This window comes from Dysgonomonas termitidis (genome assembly GCF_054657735.1).
On record NZ_BAAHYD010000002.1, the window covers coordinates 951956 to 969049 of the forward strand.

At 40.1% G+C, this 17094-nt stretch carries 15 protein-coding genes; 12 read left to right on the forward strand and 3 right to left on the reverse strand.

All coding sequences use genetic code 11. From position 1 onward, the window contains the following. Positions 1–25: 25 nt before the first annotated feature. Positions 26–784: a LytR/AlgR family response regulator transcription factor gene (locus tag ACYQ3L_RS07845; RefSeq protein ID WP_380000507.1), complete on the reverse strand. Its 759-nt coding sequence runs from the start codon at positions 782–784 to the stop codon at positions 26–28. After that, positions 781–2586 carry a tetratricopeptide repeat-containing sensor histidine kinase gene (locus ACYQ3L_RS07850; protein WP_380000509.1) on the reverse strand — a complete coding sequence of 602 codons (1806 nt, stop codon included), beginning with the start codon at positions 2584–2586 and terminating at the stop codon, positions 781–783. The genes ACYQ3L_RS07845 and ACYQ3L_RS07850 overlap by 4 nt, the downstream gene beginning before the upstream one ends. A gap of 157 nt (positions 2587–2743) precedes the next feature. Between ACYQ3L_RS07850 and ACYQ3L_RS07855 the strand changes: the two genes are divergently transcribed. The 9 genes from ACYQ3L_RS07855 (at position 2744) to ACYQ3L_RS07895 (ending at position 11388) form a co-directional block, all read left to right on the forward strand. Next, positions 2744–3925 (forward strand): vWA domain-containing protein, encoded by a 1182-nt coding sequence (locus ACYQ3L_RS07855; protein ID WP_380000511.1) that lies wholly within the window; start codon positions 2744–2746, stop codon positions 3923–3925. Between the two features lie 228 nt (positions 3926–4153). Beyond that, positions 4154–4999 carry a DUF3298 and DUF4163 domain-containing protein gene (locus tag ACYQ3L_RS07860; RefSeq protein WP_380000513.1) on the forward strand — a complete coding sequence of 282 codons (846 nt, stop codon included), beginning with the start codon at positions 4154–4156 and terminating at the stop codon, positions 4997–4999. 4 nt (positions 5000–5003) lie between these two features. Beyond that, positions 5004–5624 (forward strand): 16S rRNA (guanine(527)-N(7))-methyltransferase RsmG, encoded by a 621-nt coding sequence (rsmG, locus tag ACYQ3L_RS07865; RefSeq protein ID WP_380000515.1) that lies wholly within the window; start codon positions 5004–5006, stop codon positions 5622–5624. A 70-nt stretch (positions 5625–5694) separates the two neighbouring features. After that, the gene (locus ACYQ3L_RS07870; protein ID WP_380000517.1) at positions 5695–6105 is read left to right on the forward strand and encodes an Rrf2 family transcriptional regulator; all 411 of its coding nucleotides are present in this window, start codon (positions 5695–5697) and stop codon (positions 6103–6105) included. Positions 6106–6171: 66 nt separating this feature from the next. Next, on the forward strand, positions 6172–6822 hold the full coding sequence (locus ACYQ3L_RS07875; RefSeq protein WP_380000519.1) for an NAD(P)-dependent oxidoreductase: 651 nt from the start codon (positions 6172–6174) through the stop codon (positions 6820–6822). Between the two features lie 159 nt (positions 6823–6981). After that, positions 6982–7623, forward strand: a complete 642-nt coding sequence (locus tag ACYQ3L_RS07880; protein ID WP_380000521.1) for an MBL fold metallo-hydrolase — start codon at positions 6982–6984, stop codon at positions 7621–7623. Positions 7624–7640: 17 nt separating this feature from the next. Then, entirely contained in the window at positions 7641–10493 is a 2853-nt protein-coding gene (gene gcvP / locus ACYQ3L_RS07885; RefSeq protein WP_380000523.1) for an aminomethyl-transferring glycine dehydrogenase, read from the forward strand. Positions 10494–10607: 114 nt separating this feature from the next. Next, positions 10608–10928 carry a heavy-metal-associated domain-containing protein gene (locus ACYQ3L_RS07890; protein ID WP_380000525.1) on the forward strand — a complete coding sequence of 107 codons (321 nt, stop codon included), beginning with the start codon at positions 10608–10610 and terminating at the stop codon, positions 10926–10928. A 7-nt stretch (positions 10929–10935) separates the two neighbouring features. Next, positions 10936–11388, forward strand: a complete 453-nt coding sequence (locus ACYQ3L_RS07895) for a copper resistance protein NlpE (protein WP_291107294.1) — start codon at positions 10936–10938, stop codon at positions 11386–11388. 112 nt (positions 11389–11500) lie between these two features. Here ACYQ3L_RS07895 and ACYQ3L_RS07900 read toward each other — a convergent pair whose 3' ends face one another. Next, the gene (locus tag ACYQ3L_RS07900) at positions 11501–11914 is read right to left on the reverse strand and encodes a nuclear transport factor 2 family protein (RefSeq protein WP_380000528.1); all 414 of its coding nucleotides are present in this window, start codon (positions 11912–11914) and stop codon (positions 11501–11503) included. A 609-nt stretch (positions 11915–12523) separates the two neighbouring features. Here ACYQ3L_RS07900 and asnA point away from each other — a divergent pair. From asnA to ACYQ3L_RS07915, 3 genes are all read left to right on the forward strand, one after another. Continuing rightward, positions 12524–13561: an aspartate--ammonia ligase gene (asnA, locus tag ACYQ3L_RS07905; protein WP_380000531.1), complete on the forward strand. Its 1038-nt coding sequence runs from the start codon at positions 12524–12526 to the stop codon at positions 13559–13561. Positions 13562–13715: 154 nt separating this feature from the next. Beyond that, entirely contained in the window at positions 13716–15386 is a 1671-nt protein-coding gene (locus tag ACYQ3L_RS07910; protein WP_380000533.1) for a nucleoside kinase, read from the forward strand. Positions 15387–15923: 537 nt separating this feature from the next. Beyond that, the gene (locus ACYQ3L_RS07915; RefSeq protein WP_380000535.1) at positions 15924–16895 is read left to right on the forward strand and encodes a hypothetical protein; all 972 of its coding nucleotides are present in this window, start codon (positions 15924–15926) and stop codon (positions 16893–16895) included. The last annotated feature ends 199 nt before the right edge of the window (positions 16896–17094 follow it).

A 17094-nucleotide genomic window follows, 5' to 3' on the forward strand; every position in this document is an offset into this window, starting at 1 on the left:
AGGATTGATTAAGCAGGCTCCGGATCTATGCTTTAAAGAACCTGAGGAAATCTTCCTTATAGCTGGATGATATTTCGATCTCCGTACCATCTTCCAGAGTCACATATCCACCGGAGTTTTTGTGATATGACTTTACAAAGTTGAAGTTTACGATGTGTGACTTATGGATGCGGATGAAAGGGTAGGGCAGTATCTCGCTAAAATGCTTGAGGAACCGGCAAACCATCTTCTTGCTCTTGTCTTTCAGGTAGATATCGGTGAAGTTTCCGTTGCCTTGCAGGCGGATGATATCCTCCACCTTCACCACTTCGAAGCCTTCGAGAGTAGGAAGTATGACCTGCTGTTTTTCCGGCTTGGTTTCGCGGAAGTTCTCTACCAGTATTTTGTTGCGGTTGAAGACTTCCTTATTGATGATGTGCTGCTGAACTTTATTCACGGCTAATATCAGTTCCTCGATGCTTACGGGTTTCAGGAGATAGTATGCCGCGCTTTGGTTCAATGCCCGCAAAGAGTATTCGGAAAAAGCCGTGACGAATATCGTCTCAAAGTAGAGGTCTTTACAGCCTTCCAGTACATCGAAGGCATTACCGAACGGCATTTCCACATCGAGGAATACAAGTTGCGGTTCCAGATCGTGAAGAAGGGGGATGGCATCCTTGCAATTATGCGCTTCGCCTGTAATTTCTATTTGCGGACAGTATTTCGCCAGATAGTTTTTCAGGGCTTCCCGGGCGGCGGGTTCATCCTCTACTATTACGCTCTTTATTCTTTGCAGTGTATTCATAAGTTCTTGTTCATTAAGGGGAATAATAACCTGACTATCACTCCGCTTTCCGTCCCTTCCTTCTCGGTGATGGAAATTGATATGTTGGTATGGTACAGGCTGTTCAGCAGGTTGATGCGTTCCTGTGTATTATTCAGTCCGCGGAAACGGTGTTCTTTTTGGTGCTTGGTTTTTAGCTCCTTGCTTTTTGTGAGTCCGATGCCGTTATCTTCGATGATGACTTCCAGATGATTACCTTCGGGCTTTACATTCAACGTAAGCAGTCCCATACCATCCTTGTAGCGTAGTCCGTGCCAGATGGCATTTTCCAGTTGTGGCTGTATCAGCATATTGGGAATGAACAGGGAATCGGCATCCAGCGAATTGTCTATCTCCATCTTATAGGTGAACTTGTCGTGAAAGCGCATGTATTCCAGATCGAGGTACTCCTTCATCTGCTCCATCTCGGTAGCCAACGGAATAAAGTCCTTGTTTGAAGTCTCCATGATATTGCGCATCAGCTTGGAGTAGGAAGACAGGTATTTGTTGGCTTCCAGTTCGTTATTTTGCGCTATGAACTGGTTCACGCTATTGAGGCTGTTGAAAATGAAGTGGGGGTTCATTTCCCTGCGCAGCGATTGCAGGGCTATCCGCTTATTCTTCTTCTTGATGGAATAGAGGGCTTTGGCTATAAAGACGAGTGAGATGAGTATAAGCACAATGGCTATGAGTAGTACATAGTTGAACCTGTTGGTTCTGGATATCAGTTCATCTTTTAGCGCCCGTTCTTTTTCCAGCCGGAGTATTTTCTCCTCCTGTACGTGAAAGAATCTTTCGTCCAGCAGCGTACTGTCGTTCTTTACAAGGTCTTCGAGCTTCTTCATGAAGTCGGAATAAGCATCCAGGGCTTTCTGGGGTTGATGCATCCTCTGATATTGTTCTACGAGCAACTTAAGGCTGTTTTTGGCCTCTATGGTCTGTCCGTTATCTATGGCGAGGCTGTATGCCTGTTGCAGGGCGGATACACTCTCGGCTAGCTTATTGGCCTCGAGGTAATTTTCAGACAGGGCTTGCAGTTGCTTGATCTCGGCTTTGGGGTTGTTCGTTTCTTTGGCTTCCGCAACCAGATCCTTGTTTATTTCTATTGCTTTTCCTATCTGGTTGTCGGAGGCATAGGTGCTGGCTATATCCTGCCGTATCTGCATGGATGCTTCCGGCTGGCCCTGGACAGTGATCAAGGCTTTCTCGAGGTTTCTGATTGCTTCGGGAGTATTGTCCATATCTTTGTTCACTTGTGCCATTTGCCGGTAGGCAAGGACTTTATCTTCCTTGCTGTCCAGTTCTTCGGCCAGCAGTATATTCTGTTGTATATATCCCGATTGTACAGCCGGATTGTTGTAGTTCTGCACACGATACATATCATTGGTATTGATTTGCTGCATCTTTTTGTTGGAGGTGTTTGCCTGTGCAGAACTAAAGTTAAGAAAGGCATCATACCTCTTATCCTGTGCTTCCTGAACTTTTGCCAGCTCCCGTTCCACAGCGGCCAGTTTCTCCTTTTCTCTGCGGATCTGGTATATTCGTTTAGCTCTTGTCAGATAATCTTCGGCTTTTGCATATTCTCCTCTTTCGGACAGTTCTTTTGCCAGTTTCTCATAACTTTCGGCCACTTCCATATCGGACTTACCTTCTTCTATGGCTTTGGAAACCTCCTGTATCCGTATATTCTCCCTTGATTGCTTGGATGCGCTCTTCGGCTGCTGCGCCCAACCTGGTGCTGAGATCAGGATAAGAAGGAGTATAAGTATATATCTGATATGCATAAGCTGTTGTGTTTGATTGAGATTGTAAAGTAAATACTTTTAAAACATTTATACCTTATAGTTCACCAATTCAAAATGACCGTTCACCCATTTTTCCACTATTGTTAATTCTTAACGTAATACATTTGAGCAAAGAAACCAATTAAAACACAATGATATGAAAAAGTTTGTACTATTAAGCTCGGTGTTATTCACTTTTGTCGCAACAACTGCCGGCTGTTCCGCAGCAACAGCTGAAAACAGAGGAAAGGAACAGAATCCGGAATTGTCCGTATCTGCAACTGATAATGAAATGAACAGGGGGACGAAAATACAGGTTGCTATTCTACTCGATACATCGAGCAGTATGGACGGACTGATTGAACAGGCTAAGTCTCGTTTATGGAACATAGTGAATACACTTACCACACTGCGGTACGAAGGGAAAGCTCCCCGTATAGAAATTGCTTTGTATGAATATGGTAATGACGGTGTACGCACGAGCGATTATATCCGGCAGGTGACGCCTCTGACTACCGATCTCGATCTGATTTCTCAAAAGCTATTCGCTCTGACCACCTACGGAGGAGACGAATATTGCGGGGCAGTGATAAATAAAGCCGTAGAAGTGCTGGACTGGGGCAGAAACACATCGGATATGAAGCTTATTTATATCGCGGGTAATGAACCTTTCACTCAAGGGCGTATTTCTTATAAATCTGCTATAGACCGAGCTTTGGGCAAGGATATATTTGTGAATACAATACATTGCGGCAATCATAGCTCAGGTGTTCAGGGAATGTGGCGTGATGCCGCTATAAGGGGAAAAGGGAAGTTTTTTAATATCGACCATAATGCGAAAGTGCGCTATTACGATACTCCTTACGATGACAGAATAAGTATTTGTAACGACCGTCTGAATGCGACTTATCTGGGATATGGGCACAATGGTTTTGCACGGAAAAAAATGCAGGCCGTTCAGGATGTGAATGCGAAATCCATATCGTGGTCGAATATGGCGGAACGTGCGGTGAGTAAATCGGCAAGCGTTTATAAGAATAGTAGCTGGGATCTGGTGGATAGGGTTAAAGAAGACAAAGATGCCCTGGATAATATAAGGCAATCCGACCTTCCGGAAGAATTGCAGGATAAATCGAAGGTTGAAATACAAAATGTAATTGCCGGAAAAGAAACCGAAAGAGCCGCTATACAAAAAGAAATAAATGAACTGGCAAAAAAACGTCAGGACTATATAGACAAGCAACTGAAAAACGATGATACCAGCGACGATCTAGGCAAGGCTATTAACGAATCCGTTCTTGCATTTGCCAATCAGAAGGGTTATACTATCAGTAAATAATGGACTTCCGGCCTTGTGCCCGAGCAAAACTATACCGATGCAAATGCTGAAGAGGTAAACAAATCCATTAGTTTTTTGTTTCTATGTTAAGTAGGCTACTGACTGGATTTACAGGAAGTAGCTTACTTTATCTATAAAGATAAAAGGATATCGAAATGTAAAAATGTTAGGTAAAAATCGGCATTCTTCCATTTTGTCGTATATTTGTATTGTTAAATAATAGTATATATGAAAATCATACTTACATCTATCAGCTTATTAGTATTATCGTTCGCTGTTTTTATATCCTGTAAGACAGAGAAAAAGATGAATACACCGAACGAGATATCTTACGATTCCATATCGGTTTCCAAGATATATCATTTGGATAACGATTCTACAAAACCGTCATGTTCGTTAAAGATTACATATATCTTCCCCGTGAAGTTTACGGATGAGAAGATCCTGGCTACGGTACAGAAGGTATTGAATTTTGCCCTGATGGAAGATGAGAAATACGAGCAAATGAAGCCGCAGGATGCCATCAATGAATATGTGGAAGATTATGTGGAGAAATATAAGACTGATGCCAAAGAGCAGTTTCCCGACTGGCAGGAATCAGGCGACACAGAGGATTATTTTTCGTATTATAAAACATTGGATACAAAAGTGATATTCGATATGGACGATATATTATCGTATCAGATATCATCGATGGATTATAAAGGCGGGGCGAATTCTTCTACGGCTTACCGCAATATTGTGATAGATTTAAAGACCGGGAATATATTGAGTGAACAGGATATATTCTTGCCTGAATACAGGAAATTACTGAATGCTATTCTGATAAGAAAAATAGTTGCTCAAAATAAAGTGCAGAAGCCAGAAGACCTTCTCGAATTCGGTTACTGGGGAATTGAAGACCTGACATCGAATGAAAATTTCCTTGTAGATAATAATGGTCTGACCTATATTTTCAATCCGGGAGAATATTCGGCTCCTTCTCTTGGGGAGATCCGTGTATCCCTTTCCTATAATGAAATCAGGGATTTGCTGAGAGATAATTCACCAATATCAATTTTTGCCGGGAAATAATAATATGGAAATAATTCTTAAGTATTTTCCGGATATCAGCGAAGAGCAGAAGGCACAATTCGCAGCTCTTTATGATTTATATGTTGACTGGAATTCAAAGATAAATGTAATTTCGCGCAAGGATATAGAAAATCTTTATACACATCATGTCCTGCACTCTCTTGCTATAGCAAAGCTTATACGGTTTACTGACGGGACACAGCTTATGGACGTAGGTACGGGCGGAGGATTTCCCGGAGTGCCACTGGCTATATTGTTTCCAAAATGTAAGTTCCTGCTGGTAGATAGTATCGGTAAAAAAATAAGGGTGGCGACCGAGGTGGCTACGGCTATCGGATTGAAGAATATCCAGTTCCGCCATTGTAGGGCCGAAGAAGTAAAAGAAAAATTTGACTTTGTAGTAAGCCGCGCAGTAATGCCGCTGCCCGATCTAGTAAAAATTATAAAAAAGAATATTTCGAAAGAACAGCACAATGCTTTGCCAAACGGTCTGATTTGCCTTAAAGGGGGAAACCTTGAAGGCGAACTGAAGCCTTTTAAGAAGACAGCCGAAGCAGATGACTTATCTATGTTCTTCGAAGAAGAATATTTCAAGACCAAGAAAATCGTTTACGTTCTTATTTAAATAATTGTTAATTCTTTTTGCTAAGAGAAAAATATATCTACCTTTGTACTGTAATTATAAATATTACAGTATGAGCGATCGTAAGTTTTCAATATCAATGCATATATTAGTACTCCTGGCTACGAGTTTGGATGAATGGATTTCTTCCGACTATCTGGCAGGAAGTATGAATATCAATCCTGTATTGGTAAGAAAAGAATTGTCGAACCTTCGCAGGCATGGGATTGTTGTAAGTAAAGAAGGTAAAAACGGAGGTAGTATGCTGGCAAAACCGGCAGACAAGATACTTCTTTCAGATATATATAGAATAGTCAGTTCGCAGACAGCGTTGGGCAATTCATTAGCATCCCCGAATCCGAAATGTCCGGTAGGGAAACAGATTAATGAACATTTGCACGATTTGAATATGGAAGCAGAAGATTTTATAATCGCAAAACTTTCGGGCCAGACACTGGCCGATTTCAAGAAGAAATTCGAATGATTTTTTTTACGCAAAACTGTAATAAATATAGATACAGAAAAGGATAACATTAAAAAATAAAACAGTATGAAAGTAGCATTGATAGGAGCAACAGGGTTTGTAGGCTCACATTTATTACAAGAGTTGGTAAACAGAGGTTTTGAAGTAACAGCACTGGCCCGTTCGGTAGATAAGATTCCGGTGAAGGATGGCCAGCCAAAGGCGGTTGCAGCAGATGTAACAGACCTAAAAGCATTAGCCGCGGTATTGAAGGGAAATGATGTCGTATTGAGTGCTTTTAATCCCGGATGGTCGAATCCGAACATTTATAATGATTTTATGAAAGGATCGGAAGCTATCCGGCAAGCAGTAAAGGAAGCCGGAGTAAAACGTTATGTAATGATAGGAGGGGCCGGTAGCCTGTATATAGATGGCCGGCAAATCGTAGATGGCGCTGATTTTCCCGAAAGTATTAAACCCGGAGCAACTGCGGCAAGGGATTACCTGGATGTGCTGAAAAAAGAAAAAGAACTTGACTGGACAATGTTTTCACCTGCTATCAATATGCATCCGGGTATTAAGACCGGAAGAACAGGTAAATACAGGCTGGGAACGGATGAACCTGTATTTGATAAGGATGGCGAATCGGTATTGTCTGTCGAAGATCTTTCGGTAGCTGTTGTTGACGAGATTGAAAATCATAAATTCTCCCGCCAACGCTTTACGGCCGGATATTAATTGATATATAGAATCTATACGGTATAGGCAGTATTTCGAATGTGAATACTGCCTTTTTGTATATTTATAACATAAGATATAAGCTTAAATGGCTAGTTTCGAAACGAAAAAAGTTTTATCTTTAGGCTGTTTTTTAACAGAAAGTCATTTGTAAAATCTATGAACGTAAAAATATTTGAGTTTAACCCGATTAGCGAAAATACATATGTGGCATATGATGAAACGAAGGAGTGTGTCATCATCGATCCGGGCTGTTTCTTCCCGGATGAGAAGACGCTCTTGCTGAATTTTATCCTCGATAACGACCTGGTGGTAAAGCACCTCTTGAATACCCATCTGCATTTCGACCATATATTCGGAAATAATTTTATATACGAACAGTTCCATCTGGAAACAGAGGCAAACAAAGGAGATGAATTTCTTCTGGAGCAATTGCCGGCCCAATTGCAAATGTTCGGCTTTAAGAATGAAAGTGCTGAAATTCCCCGGATTAGCAAGTATCTGAATGAAAACGATGTGGTGACATTCGGTAATCAGAGATTTATAGTCCTGGAAATACCGGGGCACTCGCCGGGCAGCATCATTTTCTATAATCAGGATGCTGGCTGCGCTTTTGTCGGAGATGTATTGTTCAGGGGAAGCGTAGGGCGTACCGACCTTGCCGGAGGAAGCCATGAACAGCTTATTGCCGGTATAAAGAGCAAACTGCTTACACTGCCTAAAGAAACAGTCATATATTCAGGCCACGGGCCATTAACTACAATAGGGGAAGAAATTAAAAGTAATTTTTATTTACAATAAAACAGAACGGAAAGCACATGAAAAGCGAAAGATTCCAACATCGCCATATTGGCATCAATGCAGAAGAAGAGAAAATAATGTTGGCTAAAATCGGGGTAAAATCCCTTGATGAGCTGATAGACCAGACGATTCCTCAGAATATCCGGCTGCAAAGTGGATTGAATTTGCCGGAGGCTCTCAGCGAACACGAATATGCCGAAGAAATGGCATTGATGGCCTCGAAAAACCGTATATGCGCTTCGTATATAGGGATGGGATGGTACGATACGGTATGTCCTGCGCCTATTTTCCGTAATGTGTTCGAAAATCCTGTCTGGTACACGTCTTATACACCATATCAGGCGGAAATATCGCAAGGCCGTCTCGAAGCTTTAATGAACTTCCAGACAATGGTGAGCGAGTTGACAGGTCTTCCTTTATCGAACTGTTCCCTGCTAGATGAAGCTACAGCCGGAGCGGAAGCCGCTGCAATGATGCATGCCCTGCGCAGCCGCGATCAGGTGAAAAACGGAGCAAACAAATTGTTTGTTGATAAAAATATATTCCCGCAAACACTCGCTGTAATCAATACCCGTGCCGTGCCGCAAGGTATAGAGGTCGTAGTTGGCGATTATAAGGTATTTGATATTAACAGTGAATTTTTCGGTGCTATTATCCAATACCCGAATTCGAACGGTAGTGTCGAAGATTATACAGCTTTTACTCAAAAAGTGCATGCAGCAGGATGTAAAGTCGCTGTAGCTACCGATCTGATGGCATTGACCCTGTTGGTCCCTCCGGGAGAATGGGGTGCAGACATAGCATTCGGAAGCAGCCAGCGGTTTGGTATTCCGATGTTTTATGGGGGGCCTTCAGCCGGATTCTTCGCAACAAAAGAAGAAAACAAACGGAATGTGCCCGGACGTATCATCGGTGTATCGAAAGATGCTTATGGTAAGTCGGCGTATCGTATGGCATTGCAAACCCGCGAACAGCATATCAAGCGGGAGAAAGCAACCTCAAATATTTGTACGGCTCAGGCATTGTTGGCTACTATGGCCGGTTTCTATGCCGTATATCACGGGCCTAAAGGCTTGAAGGAGATAGCGAAACGGATTCACTCGGCAACAGCATTGATAGCGGATGAACTGAAAGAACTGGGCTATACTGTCCTTAACGAGCAGTATTTCGATACATTAAAAATAGGTCTGGCTAGTGGTGTCTCTCAATATTCTTTACGCGAATATGCTGAAATGCGCGATATCAATCTGCGTTATTATGAGGGTGGGGAAGTCGGTGTCAGTATAGATGAGACTATCACGGAATATAAAGCCCATGAACTTCTGGCTGTGTTTTCCCTTGCTGCCGGACGTATGGAGGTATTTATGATTGATGATCTTCCCGAAAAACTGACTATTAAAGATGAGTTTCTCCGTAAAAGCGAATACTTGCAGCACGAAGTATTTAATTCATATCATACCGAAACGGAGTTGATGCGCTATATTAAACGCCTCGACAGAAAAGATATATCACTTGCCCATTCTATGATTTCGCTCGGTTCATGCACCATGAAGCTGAATGCTGCATCAGAACTGCTCCCTCTTTCATTGGGCGGGTTCCAGAATATCCATCCGTTTGCACCTCAGTCGCAGACTCAGGGATATAACGAATTGATAGAAGAACTGGGTGAATACCTCAAAGAAATAACAGGTTTTGCAGGCGTTAGTTTTCAACCTAATTCGGGTGCAGCCGGAGAATATGCGGGCTTGATGACAATCCGTAAATATCAGGAGAGTATCGGACAGGGGCATCGCAACATTATCCTTATTCCTGCATCGGCTCACGGTACCAATCCGGCATCCGCTATACAGGCCGGATACGAGACTGTTACCATAGATTGCGATGCGCATGGGAATGTAGTATTGGAAGACTTACAGGCGAAAGCTGATCTGCATAAAGACAATCTGGCAGGGTGCATGATTACATATCCGTCTACACACGGTATTTTCGAAAAGGAAATAAAGGAAATGTGCAAGGTTGTCCATGAAAAAGGAGGGCAGGTATATATGGACGGAGCAAATATGAATGCACAGGTCGGACTGACCAATCCGGGCTTTATCGGCGCCGATGTATGTCACCTCAATCTCCACAAAACATTTGCTATTCCTCATGGTGGCGGAGGCCCGGGTGAGGGTCCTATTTGTGTGGCTGAGCACCTGATCCCGTTTCTTCCTCACCATCCTGAGCTGGATGGCAGCACGGTGAATACTGTTGCTTCTGCTCCGTTTGGTAGTGCGGGAATATTGCCTATCACTTATGGATACATCCGTATGCTGGGTGCGGAAGGGCTTACGCATGCGACTAAAATAGCTATACTGAATGCAAACTATCTGGCCGAATGTTTTAAGGATACCTATGGTGTCGTTTACAGAGGTACATCGGGCAGGGTAGGACATGAATTGATACTGGAATGCCGCAAGGTGAAAGATACATCCGGTATAACCGAATCGGACATTGCCAAGCGCTTGATGGATTACGGTTATCACGCGCCTACATTGTCCTTCCCTGTACACGGTACATTGATGATAGAGCCTACCGAGAGTGAAAGTCTGGCGGAACTTAACCGTTTTGTAGATACAATGAACCAGATATGGGAGGAAATCAGGGAAGTGGAAAACGGTACATATACCAAAGAAGATAATGTGCTGGTAAATGCTCCTCATCCTGAATATGAAGTATGTGCGGACGAATGGAAACATGCTTATCCGCGATCAAAGGCTGCTTATCCGCTTCAATTTGTGAAGGATAATAAATTCTGGATAAATGTAGCCCGTGTAGATAATGCTTTTGGGGACAGGAACCTGATTACCTGCCTGTGTGATATGGGATAAGGCATCTATTGTAGTAGGACTTTGGGATGTGAATTGTTGTAAACATATAAAGATAGTTTAAACTAAAATCGTATTAATTTGTTTATTGTAAAATAAACACAAAATTGTAAAACTATGAAATTGAAATTGTTTTTAATGACGGTTATATTAATGATGGGTATAAGTACAACACTGGATGCTCAGAATAAAAAACCTTTGAAGAATGATAAAGAGACAGTTTTATTTGATGTTTCGATGACTTGTGAGAATTGTCAGAAGCGTATTGAAAAGAATATCGCATTCGAAAAAGGGGTAACGGATATGAAAGTAGATCTTGAAAATAAAACAGTACAGATCGAATTCAAGAAAACTCAGACAACCGTGGAAAATCTTAAAGCCGCAATTGAAAAATTGGGGTATGAGGTCAAAATACACAATAGTGAACAAAAAAAATAATAGAAACATGAAAAAATTATTTATCATTATTGCAGCTATGGGATTGATGTATAGCTGTGGTGGTGGCACTCAAAAAGGACAGGAAGAAAAAGCTTCTGTCGATGAATTCTCTGAAATCGCGAAGCAGGTAAAAGACGAGCATAATGCTAAAAATTCGCTGGATTATGTGGGAACATATACTGGCAAAATGCCTACAGCCAGTGGCGAAGGCATGATTGTATCTATTACATTATCTGACAGTACATACGTTAAAAATACAGAGTATGTAAATAAGAAAAACAGTAAATCGGAAGAAAAAGGAAAATATACCTGGAATGCTGCCGGTAATACAATTATTTTGGATGGTGTGAAAGATGCGCCTAACCAGTATTTCGTAGGAGAGAATACATTGACACAGTTGGATATGGAAGGTAATAAAATAACCGGAGATATGGCTGACCTGTATATTTTGAAGAAATAATTCTTTGATTTTATATAAAGAAAGTCCTTTTCATGATTATGGAAAGGACTTTTTTCTTGAATAAAGTATCTTTTAGTTTTATGGTAAATCGTTATTTACGTTCTACTTATTCTCATTTATTTTTATCCAGTATATCAAATACTTTTTTTTGATCGGCATATACTTGCCATGATTTTATTTTTCCATTTATTATTTCAGCCTGCCATGCAGCCGGTACTTTCCAATAATTTTCATTCAATTCTGTTTTTTTATTTTCAAATGTTCCACTAGCAAGGCCAAATACCGCTATTTTATTTCCATCAAAATATATATCTGTAATTTCTATTCTATAATCGGGAAACATTTTAAAATAATCTTTCCATCCATTTTTCATTTTATCATTTCCTTTAGATTTTCCACCCCATGCATCAGAAAATATATAGTCATCAGCCATTAAATGATAAATTTTCTCCACATTATGTTCATTTATGGCATCTATATATTGATAAAATATATCTTTTATATCCATCTTCAACTTCTTATCCATTTTATGCAATTACAATTAACCAAAATTGTTAATAAAGCTTTAAGCTATTCTGACAAAGCGCTAAAAAACAAAGATAGAAATCTGTAGAAAAAAAGAAAATGTTTATCTATATTATTTTAGCTCTTTGAAATATTGATTAAAGCAGTTACGAGTTACAAGTTAGCTGACGTTTTGTTTTGTTTCACGCAAAGACGCAAAGGCGCAAAGTTTTACATCTTACGAGTTGTTGACTGATGACTGAAAATACTGTTACTTTTGTTACCTTTTTGGAGAAAGATACAAGAGACAGGTTGTTTACTACTCTCTGACGGGATGCTTCGTTTCTCTCAGCATGACAGACCACGTACTGTTAACTGTTTACTGTTCACTGAAACAAGTGTTACCTTTGTTACCTTTTAACAAGTGGCAGCCTTAATCTTATATGATAGTTAAAGTTAACGGCTATCGGCTAATAGTTCAACAATTCCTTGGAACATCGGCATATTTACTCATTGGTACATTAGATCCGGGATATCATAATGCATTAATTGATCTGAAAATGTTTTCATATTAATATTTAAAAGTTAACTTTGTGTGTTATTTAACAGCGAAAACGTTCAAAATATAAAAATGAGCTATTTAATAAAACCAAAACAGTACACTGCTTTGCTTGACTTGCAACAAACCGAAATGGGTATCAAGCGAATAAAAGACTTCTTCCAGCAAAATTTATCGTCCGAACTCCGGCTGCGTCGTGTAACCGCTCCTTTATTCGTGTTGAAAGGAATGGGAATAAACGATGACCTGAATGGTGTGGAACGTGCCGTTAATTTCCCGATCAAAGATATGGGCGACGAACGAGCCGAAATTGTTCATTCGCTGGCGAAATGGAAACGTCTGACTTTGGCTGATTATGGTATAAATGAAGGCTACGGTATATATACGGATATGAACGCGATCAGAGCCGATGAGGAACTGGGTAACCTGCATTCTCTGTATGTTGACCAGTGGGACTGGGAAATGGTGATGTCGCCGAAAGATCGTAATCTTGACTTCCTGAAAGAAGTGGTTCGTCGTATCTATGCCGCCTTGGTTCGTACCGAATATCTTGTGTATGAGGCATTCCCTGCTATAGTTCCGATCTTGCCCGGTGAGATAAAATTTATCCATGCAGAGGAATTACTGAACAAATATCCGGGCCTTTCATCTAAGGAGCGGGAAAATAAAGTCGCAGAAAAATATGGTGCTGTTTTTATTATAGGTATTGGAGGAGAACTGAGTGACGGCGAACCGCATGATGGACGTGCTCCCGATTATGACGACTGGACTACCAGATCTGAAAATGGTTTTAATGGACTGAATGGAGACCTTATTGTCTGGAATCCGGTATTGAACCAGGGAATGGAACTTTCCTCAATGGGCATCCGTGTCAACAGGGAGGTATTGCTCGAGCAATTGAAAAAATCGGGGCAGGAAGACCGCACGCAATTATATTTCCACAGGCGTTTGCTGAATGGTGAACTACCTCAGTCTATCGGAGGAGGAATAGGTCAGTCCCGGCTTTGTATGTTTTACTTGCGTAAAGGGCATATTGGTGAAATACAGGCTGGTATATGGCCGGCAAAAATGCGTTTGGAGGCTGAAAGTCTGGGGATGCCGTTGATATAGGGGCTTTTCATAAAAAGATTTAAATAAGCGCTATTCAGACGCTGAAAGAATCGGGATTGAGCTGTAAGTGGATTATTTTTCTTAACTTTATAATTCAAGGATGTTTTTTATTAAAGACATCCTTCGTTATTTTAATTATTCAACTAGACAAAACATGGAAAATAAGGTAACTATTCACTGCACAAATACAGACAGCTATAAGGACTTCCCCGTAGGAACAAGCCTGATTGATATATTAAAAGGTTTTTCTCTGAAAACAGAATTTCCGGTAGTAAATGCGAAAGTTAATAATAAGACAGAACCGCTGGACTATCAGGCTTACCATAATAAGACAGTGATATTCGTTGATCTGACAGAGCCTTCCGGAATGCGGACTTATGTGCGTTCATTGTGCTTCTTGCTGGCAAAAGCAGTTTCGGAGATTTTTCCGGAGGGACAGCTTTATATCGAGCATCCTATTTCGCTAGGTTATTTCTGCCGCATTATTAATGTGTCTTCTGTTATAGATCAGGCTGCAATTGAGTCTATAAAAGCGAAGATAGAAGAATACATCAATGCCGATATGCGCTTCGAAGGAGTTGAAGAAGAAACTGTGCAGGTTGTGAAAATGTTCAGGGAAAGAGGGTTCGAAGATAAAGCCATCTTACTGGAAACATCAGGTGAGATGTATTCCAAGTATTACCGCCTGGGGGATTCAGTCGACTACTTTTACGGTTGCCTGGTGCCATCAGCCGGATATATTAACATATACGATTTACTGTTGTACAATGATGGCTTATTGCTACGTGTGCCTAATCGGAGTAATCCGGTTGAACTGGAGCCTGTCATAGAACAACCTAAGATGTATAATGTATATAAGGAGCACCTTAAGTTCCTTAATATAATAGGTTTGGATAATGTTGGCGATATGAATAAAGCCAATCAGGAAGGCCTGATGCCGGGCGTAATAAAGGTGTCGGAGGCCTATCAGGAAAAAACGATTGCCAATATCGCCGAGCAGATTGCAGCCCGCTCCGAAGACGGGGTCCGGGTTGTGCTCATATCAGGGCCTTCTTCTTCGGGAAAGACGACATTCCGTATGCGCCTCGAGGTACAGTTGATGGTCAATTTGTTAAAACCTGTCGGATTATCTCTTGATAATTATTTTGTAAACCGGGACAAGACTCCTTTGGATGAGGATGGCGGCTATGATTTTGAATCACTATACGCGCTGGATATACCTAAGTTCAATGAAGACCTTGAGAAATTACTTAAAGGTGAAGAGGTGGAATTGCCTACATTCAACTTTACTACAGGCCAGAGAGAATATAAAGGAGATAAGCTGAAGCTCGATGAGCACACTATATTAGTTATAGAAGGAATACACGGGCTAAATCCGGATTTAACAATAGGGATTCCCGACTATCAGAAGTTCAAAGTGTATGTTTCGGCTTTAACTACAATTTCGTTGGATAATCACAACTGGATACCTACAACGGATAACCGCTTGTTGCGCCGTTTGATTCGTGATTATCGTTATCGTAGTTATTCGGCCATAGATACATTGTCGCGTTGGGCGAGTGTACGTAAGGGAGAGGATAAATGGATTTTCCCGTATCAGGAAAATGCCGATGTAATGTTTAATTCGGCTATGATGTATGAATTTGCGGCATTGCGCCGTTATGCCGAGCCGATTCTGTCGCAAGTGCCGAATAGTGCGGCAGAGTATGCAGAGGCTCATAGATTATTGAAGTTTCTCAAATACTTCAATTATATAAATGACAGGGAGCTGCCTCCAACCTCATTATTGAGGGAATTTGTGGGTGGAAGCAGCTTTAAGTATTAATGTAATAAGGTAAAATACTAAAAGAGGGCTGTTCGAATATCTGACAGCCCTCTTTGTTATATTCATGGATAAAATACCATTATTGAAAATCGTTTTTTTGTATTTACTCATTGAGTTCTGTGGAGTTTTTATAAATATGCGGATTAACGTGAGTGTTAAATTAATTTTTCAATATATTATCAGGCTAAAAGAGGGAGAAGATAAAAAATATGCAGATGTTTTTCGTTCCATAACTATTTAATATTTCTTTTTTCATTTTTTATTGTGTCATATATTGTCAATTTGTGTAAATAAAAATGTTACGATGTTTAAAAATGTGACATAAGGTAAGGCTAATATGTTTTTTTATCTTATTATTTGTGTAATTAAGTTGTTTTATTTCATAAATATGTAGATAATGTAGTAATTTTGACTTAAATATGCTTAGGTAATGAAATTAGATCGTCTATTTTTGTTTATAGCAAAAGTGCATTGTTATTAAATGCAAACACACAAATATTTATTAATAACTATACCACCTGGTGTCTTCTTTTTTTTATGAAAACTGTAATAAACCAAATGCTTGTTACGTCAATCAACAACTCTTTGCCTGAAGGCGAAAAGCTTGTTTCCTTTTTAATGGATTTATTGAATCTTAGTAGAGAATCGGCGTATCGGCGTATAAGAAACGAAATTCCTTTCACTTTTGAAGAGGTTATTGCAATATCCTTGAGACTGGGCCTTTCTCTGGATGAAATAGCCGGACAGGAACAGAAAAACAGGGCCTTTTTTGACTTACCTGTCCCAAAATCGGAAGATCCCCTGGATATGTATTCGGAAATAGTGGATGTTGCAGCTGAAATATACAAAAAGATGCAAAAAAGTAAAGAGTCGGAGATATTCTTTACCGCAAATCAGCTGCCTTTTCCTTATTATATGTTGTATGAGAATCTTTCGAAATTTTATTATTACAAATGGATTCATAAAACACAGGAGGTTCCTCTCAATTTTTATTTATCGGAATTTTCTCCTCCTGTCCAAATTTCAACTGTACATAAAAGATACAGATATGCGGCAACTAAGGTAAATCAGGTTACAGCTATATTATGTCCTAGTTTTATCCTGTCTACCGTTAAAGAAATAATATATTTTTACAGGCGGAGACTGATAACAAAAGAAGAGTTGCTCTTATTGCAGGAAGACTTATATAAAGTAATAAGTAAACTTGAAAATGATACAAGAAAAGGGTTTGATGAGAATGGAGTAAAAACCGACTTGTATTGCTCTACTTTAAACATTAGCTCAAACAGCATCTGGTTCAGGCATGATAATGAGACCGGTACCCAGTTCTGGACCTATACGGACCCGATCACTATCTATAATACAGAGGTTTCGAGAAGACATAAGATGTGGATCGATTCATTATTAAAGTATTCGACGTTGATATCTCAAAGTAATGAAATCCAACGTTCCGATTTTTTTAATAAACAAAATGAGTTTGTTAAAAATATTGAGGATCTGACGCTTTAACCAAGGAAAAAGATATTGTCAGTTTCTAGGGGGTGGGAATTTTTAGGCCTCTTTTATTGACAAATTCAAATGTCTTATTCTCAGTTTTGTGCTGATGATATAAATGGTGAATATTTAATTTTACCATTAAATAAGATTATAATAAAGACAAATATGAAGACAAGTGCTATTTCTATAAATAGTACATATAAAGACAGCA

Coding starts and splice junctions, on each gene's coding strand:
- ACYQ3L_RS07845 (WP_380000507.1), bottom strand. CDS start 784: ATGAATACACTGCAAAGAATAAAGAGCGTAATAGTAGAGGATGAACCC.
- ACYQ3L_RS07850 (WP_380000509.1), bottom strand. CDS start 2,586: ATGCATATCAGATATATACTTATACTCCTTCTTATCCTGATCTCAGCA.
- ACYQ3L_RS07855 (WP_380000511.1), top strand. CDS start 2,744: ATGAAAAAGTTTGTACTATTAAGCTCGGTGTTATTCACTTTTGTCGCA.
- ACYQ3L_RS07860 (WP_380000513.1), top strand. CDS start 4,154: ATGAAAATCATACTTACATCTATCAGCTTATTAGTATTATCGTTCGCT.
- rsmG (WP_380000515.1), top strand. CDS start 5,004: ATGGAAATAATTCTTAAGTATTTTCCGGATATCAGCGAAGAGCAGAAG.
- ACYQ3L_RS07870 (WP_380000517.1), top strand. CDS start 5,695: ATGAGCGATCGTAAGTTTTCAATATCAATGCATATATTAGTACTCCTG.
- ACYQ3L_RS07875 (WP_380000519.1), top strand. CDS start 6,172: ATGAAAGTAGCATTGATAGGAGCAACAGGGTTTGTAGGCTCACATTTA.
- ACYQ3L_RS07880 (WP_380000521.1), top strand. CDS start 6,982: ATGAACGTAAAAATATTTGAGTTTAACCCGATTAGCGAAAATACATAT.
- gcvP (WP_380000523.1), top strand. CDS start 7,641: ATGAAAAGCGAAAGATTCCAACATCGCCATATTGGCATCAATGCAGAA.
- ACYQ3L_RS07890 (WP_380000525.1), top strand. CDS start 10,608: ATGAAATTGAAATTGTTTTTAATGACGGTTATATTAATGATGGGTATA.
- ACYQ3L_RS07895 (WP_291107294.1), top strand. CDS start 10,936: ATGAAAAAATTATTTATCATTATTGCAGCTATGGGATTGATGTATAGC.
- ACYQ3L_RS07900 (WP_380000528.1), bottom strand. CDS start 11,914: ATGGATAAGAAGTTGAAGATGGATATAAAAGATATATTTTATCAATAT.
- asnA (WP_380000531.1), top strand. CDS start 12,524: ATGAGCTATTTAATAAAACCAAAACAGTACACTGCTTTGCTTGACTTG.
- ACYQ3L_RS07910 (WP_380000533.1), top strand. CDS start 13,716: ATGGAAAATAAGGTAACTATTCACTGCACAAATACAGACAGCTATAAG.
- ACYQ3L_RS07915 (WP_380000535.1), top strand. CDS start 15,924: ATGAAAACTGTAATAAACCAAATGCTTGTTACGTCAATCAACAACTCT.